5 protein-coding genes are annotated in these 4924 nt (G+C 66.2%); 2 read left to right on the top strand and 3 right to left on the bottom strand.

Translation table 11 applies throughout. From position 1 onward, the window contains the following. Nucleotides 1–44: 44 nt before the first annotated feature. The gene (locus VJ307_07480) at nt 45–689 is read left to right on the top strand and encodes a peroxiredoxin-like family protein (GenBank protein HJX73982.1); all 645 of its coding nucleotides are present in this window, start codon (nt 45–47) and stop codon (nt 687–689) included. Between the two features lie 196 nt (nt 690–885). Continuing rightward, a complete protein-coding gene (locus VJ307_07485; GenBank protein HJX73983.1) occupies nt 886–1644 on the top strand; it encodes a hypothetical protein in 759 nt (252 codons plus the stop codon). A gap of 24 nt (nt 1645–1668) precedes the next feature. Here the strand turns inward: VJ307_07485 and pdxH are convergent, their stop codons facing one another. From pdxH to VJ307_07500, 3 genes are all read right to left on the bottom strand, one after another. Continuing rightward, nucleotides 1669–2262 (bottom strand): pyridoxamine 5'-phosphate oxidase, encoded by a 594-nt coding sequence (gene pdxH / locus VJ307_07490; GenBank protein ID HJX73984.1) that lies wholly within the window; start codon nt 2260–2262, stop codon nt 1669–1671. 81 nt (nt 2263–2343) lie between these two features. Further along, nucleotides 2344–3225, bottom strand: a complete 882-nt coding sequence (locus tag VJ307_07495) for a patatin-like phospholipase family protein (protein ID HJX73985.1) — start codon at nt 3223–3225, stop codon at nt 2344–2346. A gap of 658 nt (nt 3226–3883) precedes the next feature. Continuing rightward, nucleotides 3884–4924, bottom strand: a 1041-nt coding sequence (locus VJ307_07500) for a hypothetical protein (protein HJX73986.1), incomplete at its 5' end; no start/stop codon positions are given.

Consider the following 4924-nt stretch of genomic DNA (forward strand, 5'->3'; position numbering starts at 1 on the left):
CATTCGGTCAATTCATAGGAGGACCGCCTAAAGGAGAAATGGAAATGTCGCTGAGGGAGCAACTCGCGCAATTCGATGCATCCCGGAACCGGACGCCGGAGATCGTGGCGATTCTGAAGCGGGGCACCGAAACCGTGAAGGCGTCCGGGGTGGCGGGCCTGCAAATCGGGGAACGCGCTCCGGACTTCGCGCTTCCGAACCAGCGGGGAGAGACGGTGAGGCTTTCCGACCGCCTGTCCAAGGGACCCGTGGTCCTCAGCTTCTACCGGGGGGTCTGGTGACCGTACTGCAACCTGGAGCTGGCAGCTCTGGCGAAGGGATTGCCCGTGATCCGGTCGCTCGGCGCGGACCTGGTGGGCATCAGTCCGGAACTTCCGGACAACACGCTCACGATGGCGGAGAAGCACGCCATCCCCATCGATATCCTGAGCGATGCGACGAGCGAGGTGTTGAAAACGTACCGGCTGTGGTTCACGGTACCCGCGGAGGTCAAGGCCCTTTACCTGGAGAAGTTCGGCCTCAACCTGGAGAAGTACAACGGCGCGGGACGGTGGGAGCTTCCGGTTCCGGCAACCTACGTGCTGGACAAGAGCGGCATCGTCCGCGCAGGGCAGGCGGACCCGGATTACACCGTGCGCATGGAGCCGGCGGAAGTCGTGGCTGCGATCCGGGAAATCGCAGGCGGGTGAAGGAGCAACACGCAACGGTCTGTGCGGGCTGATCACGACGGTCATCGTGGCATCCGTGAGCCTCTTGCTAATTTTCGGTTTTCGCCTGAACGGCCTGGTGATTTCACACGGATGAACGCCTGCGGGTCCCATCGAACGCAACGCCTCCGGGTGCCGCGGGCGCGAACCCTTTCCCGGAGATGAAGGATATCCGTTCGTGAACCTCCTGTGGCTCAAGCTCATCCTGACGCCGCTCTTTATCACGGTCATCGCCCTGGCGGGGCGGCGCTGGGGTCCCGCCGTGGGCGGCTGGATCGCCGGCCTCCCTCTCACCTCGGGGCCGGTTTCCCTGTTCCTGGCCTTGGAGCAGGGCAGGGCGTTCGCCGGGGACGCCGCGGTGAGCTCCCTGGCGGGCGGGGCCGCCGTGGGGGTGTTTTGTCTCGCCTACGCCTTGACCGCTGTGCGCAGGGGGTGGATGGCGAGCACCGCCTGCGGGTTGACGGTTTTCCTCGGCGGCGCCGTCCTGTTGCGTTTCCTGCCGTTGTCCCTGTGGCCGACCTTCGGTGCCGTTATCCTCATTCTCCTCGGGGTGTGGTTCCTCTTGCCGACTCCCGATCGGCGGTTCCTCGACGTGTCGTCCCCCTGGTGGGATCTTCCCGCCCGCGCCGTCGTCGCCACCGCGATGGTGATCCTTCTGACCGGCGGGGCGCAGGTCCTCGGGCCGAGGTGGAGCGGTCTTCTCGCGCCGTTCCCCCTGTTCGCCAACGTGACGGTGGCCTTTGCCCACCGGAACCAGGGGCCGCAGGCCGGCCTGGCCGTGTTGCGGGGGATCGCCATGGCCCTGTTCGCCTTCGCGGTCTTCTTCCTGCTCGTCGTCGGTCTTCTCCCCCATGTGGGGATCGGGTGGACCTACGCCCTGGCCGCCGCCGGGGCGGTCGCCGTCAACGGACTTTCCCTGCGGGGACTCCACGGATAACCGGGAGGGGCTCTTTCCGGCGGGCTACGGATAGAGCTGCGTCGTTGCCCACCCCTCGGCCGTCCGGTCGTACCGGAGACGGTCGTGGAGGCGATTTTCGCGGCCCGTCCAGAACTCGAAGGCGCGCGGGATGACGCGGTAGCCCCCCCAGTGGGGCGGACGGGGGACCGGCCCCCCCTGGTGCCTTGCCTCGATCTCCCGCACCCGCGCCTCGAGCGTCTCCCCGAACGGAAGAACCCGGCTCTGGTCCGACGCCCACGCGCCGATTTGGACGCCCCGCGGGCGTCCCGCGAAGTAGGCGTCCGATTCCTCGGGCGCCGTCTTTTCCACCGCTCCCTCGATTCGAACCTGCCGGTTCAGGGATTCCCACCAGAAGAGGAGGGCTGCTCGGGGGGAATCCGCGATCTCTCCGCCTTTGCCGCTTCCGTAGTTCGTATGGAAAACGAATCCTTTGGCGTCGAAGGAGCTGAGCAGCACCATGCGGGACGCAGGGCTTCCGTCGGCGCGTACGGTCGACAGGGACATCGCGTTGGGCATGGGAAGCGACGATCGGTTCGCCTCGTCGTACCAGTCGCAAAAAAGAGCGAACGGGCCCGGGTTTTCCACGAGTTGCCCCATGCTCTTTCCTCCCTTCCCCCCGGATTCCCGGATTGTTCGACCCCGGACGAAGGAAGGGATCACTCCCCCGGGATGACTTCACTATGGTCGCGAGAACGCCGCTTCCGCTTTTTCCCTTCCGATCCGGATCAGTTCGCGCGCCCGGTAGATCTCGTACACGCCGCAGACGTCCCGCGGGATCTCGATCAACACCTCGGGGGAATATGCCGCCAGCTGGAACCGGGCGATCATGTCCTGCATGGTGTCCATCGAGCGGAACATGATATCGGACCATCCCAACGTTTCTTTCCTGACGCTCCGTTGCTGGGAGAGATCGGCGAGGAACTGGACGATGCGTTGGCGATAGCTCCCCGTTTCGTCGTCGTCCGGGCCCTCTTCCCCATCGGCGGCCTCGAGGTCGCCCGTCGGTTGCGCGCTTGCGTTCACGGCGACCGTCAGGTCCGTGCGGTCCCGTAAGGTCGGGCCGATCGGGACCGGATTGACCAGGCCGCCATCGACGAACTGCCGTCCTTCGATCGTGTGGGGGGTAAAGATCATGGGGATCGCGATCGAGGCGCGAATTGCGTCGAAAAGGGGACCTCGGCTCAACCAGACTTCCTTGCCGTTCCGGATATCCGTGGCCACCGCGGTAAAGGGAACGGGGAGGTCTTCGATGTTTTGATCCCCGATCAACTCCTGGAGCACGCCGATCACCCGCTCCCCCTTGAACAGCCCGGAGCTTCCGAAGGAAAGGTCCAGCAGGCGGATGACGTCCATGCGCTGCAGGTTCGTGACCCAGCGGGTGAACAGGTCCAGCTTGCCCGCGGCATAGATGCCTCCGATCAAGGCACCCATGGAGGACCCGGCGATGGAGCGGATTGCGTAGCCGTTCTCCGTGAGCCAGTCGATCACCCCGATGTGCGCCAGGCCCCTGGCGCCGCCGCTGCCCAGCACAAGCGAAACCGTGGGTTTGGGCCGCGCCATCTTTTTTTCTCTCCCGGAACCGACGGCCACGGAAATCTCCCCCCCTGGAACCGCACGTCATCGCCTGCGCCCCGGATGCGCCCGGGGGACATCGGATGGACCAATGATATCGCATTCCGCCCATGTTCCGTATTTGCTCCTGGGATTCGTCCTGGAGGGTCGGGGGGATGTTCTAACCTCACCGGGGACATCATTCCGGGGGTAAGAACAGGGACGTTCCTAAGAACTCTTTCTCCCCTGCGGCGTGTGCCGCGGTCGGGTGGACGGCTGCGAGTGTCGGCTCCCGTGGACCCGGGCTCACCGGCCTCCAGAGATCCATTCCTTCAGATCCCGGCATTCGAGGGCCGCTGCATCCCCGCCGGCTTCGTTGCCCGCCCTCACCGTACCGCGGCGGGTACGCCTCGGCCGGGCGCCTCGCCGGACGGGGCGCATCGACCCTCTCGGTGCACGGCCTCTTCGGCAACGGACCCCTGGAGGCCGGTGCGCAGCCGTGCAGGTTGACCGCACGGCGAGCCACGAACGGAGCCCCCCTCCGAGGCTGCGGAGCGATAGCCGCCCGCGAGCCCCTGGCACCGGGAGGGAAATCCCTCAGGACGTCGGCCCGATAGGAGACCGTAATTACGAGATGCAGCAAGGATGTGAGCTTCCGGTCGGAGAGTCATCGGGATGTTGTCGATCCCTTTGCGATCGCGGAGGCGAATGCCGGATCGACGAAAATCTGCCGCAGTTTTCCTCCGGCACGGTCGCGGGAGGGACGTTCCTGCGTCGTTTCCACTTCGGCCGATGCCAATCCCTGCGCAGAAAGGAACGCACGCAGCCGGCCGGCGACATCGTCGCACACCCTGATCCGGTCCTGTCCGGGGGCTTCCTCGACGCGAAGGCGCAGGAGGGCGGGGCCCGCCTGGATGATCTGGTAGGACCGCACTCCGGGGGTCTCCTCGACCACCGTGCAGAGCGCCATCGGCAGGAGCGGGACCGACCCGCCCGATTGCGACCGAAGGGAAAGAACCTCGTCCCGGCGGCCTTCCACCCGGATCCCCGGCAACGGGCTTCCGCAGGGGCACGGGCCGGGAATTTCCGTCACGCTGTCGCCCAGGTCGTACCGCAGGATCGGCTGCACGCGGTTGGCCAGGTTGGTGAGGAGGGCGGTGTGCGAAGGACGGCCCGCGGGGACCGGCCGGTACCGCTCGTCCACCGGCTCCAGGATCACCCAGTCGGCGTTCACATGCAGCCGGCCGTGTCCGCAGTCGAACGCGATCCCCATGAACTCGGATGCGGCGTACGTGTCCCGCACGGGGCAGCCGAACGCCGATGCGATCGTTTCCCGTGCAACGGGGGAGAGTCCCTCCGCGCCGGAAAGCGCGAGCACGGGGTCGATTCGCAACGCGCCGGCCTCCCGTTCCTGCGCCAATACCGCCATCGCCGTGGGATAGGTGCCCAGCACCGCGGGCCGGAAGTCGTTCAGCTTTTCCACCAGTTCGGGCAGCGGCAGGAGAAGGGAGAAGGTCCGGTTGTTTCTCGAAAGAATTGGATGCCCCCGGTGGGCGAGACCGTCGATCACGCTGCTCGTGAAATGCCCCCCCGTGGCGATGACCGTTGCCGTTCGGCAGTTTTGCCGGAGAAAGGACCAGAGCGCGTGAGGCGTTAGAAGGGGAAGAAAACGGCGCACGGCCGCCAGGGCCAGGTAGACCGACGCGGC

This window comes from Candidatus Deferrimicrobiaceae bacterium (genome assembly GCA_035256765.1).
Classification (GTDB): domain Bacteria; phylum Desulfobacterota; class Deferrimicrobia; order Deferrimicrobiales; family Deferrimicrobiaceae; genus CSP1-8.

Bases quoted from the DNA above. Each gene is read 5' to 3' on its own strand.
- pdxH (HJX73984.1), bottom strand. From the start codon at position 2,262: ATGGGGCAACTCGTGGAAAACCCGGGCCCGTTCGCTCTTTTTTGCGAC.
- VJ307_07495 (HJX73985.1), bottom strand. From the start codon at position 3,225: ATGGCGCGGCCCAAACCCACGGTTTCGCTTGTGCTGGGCAGCGGCGGC.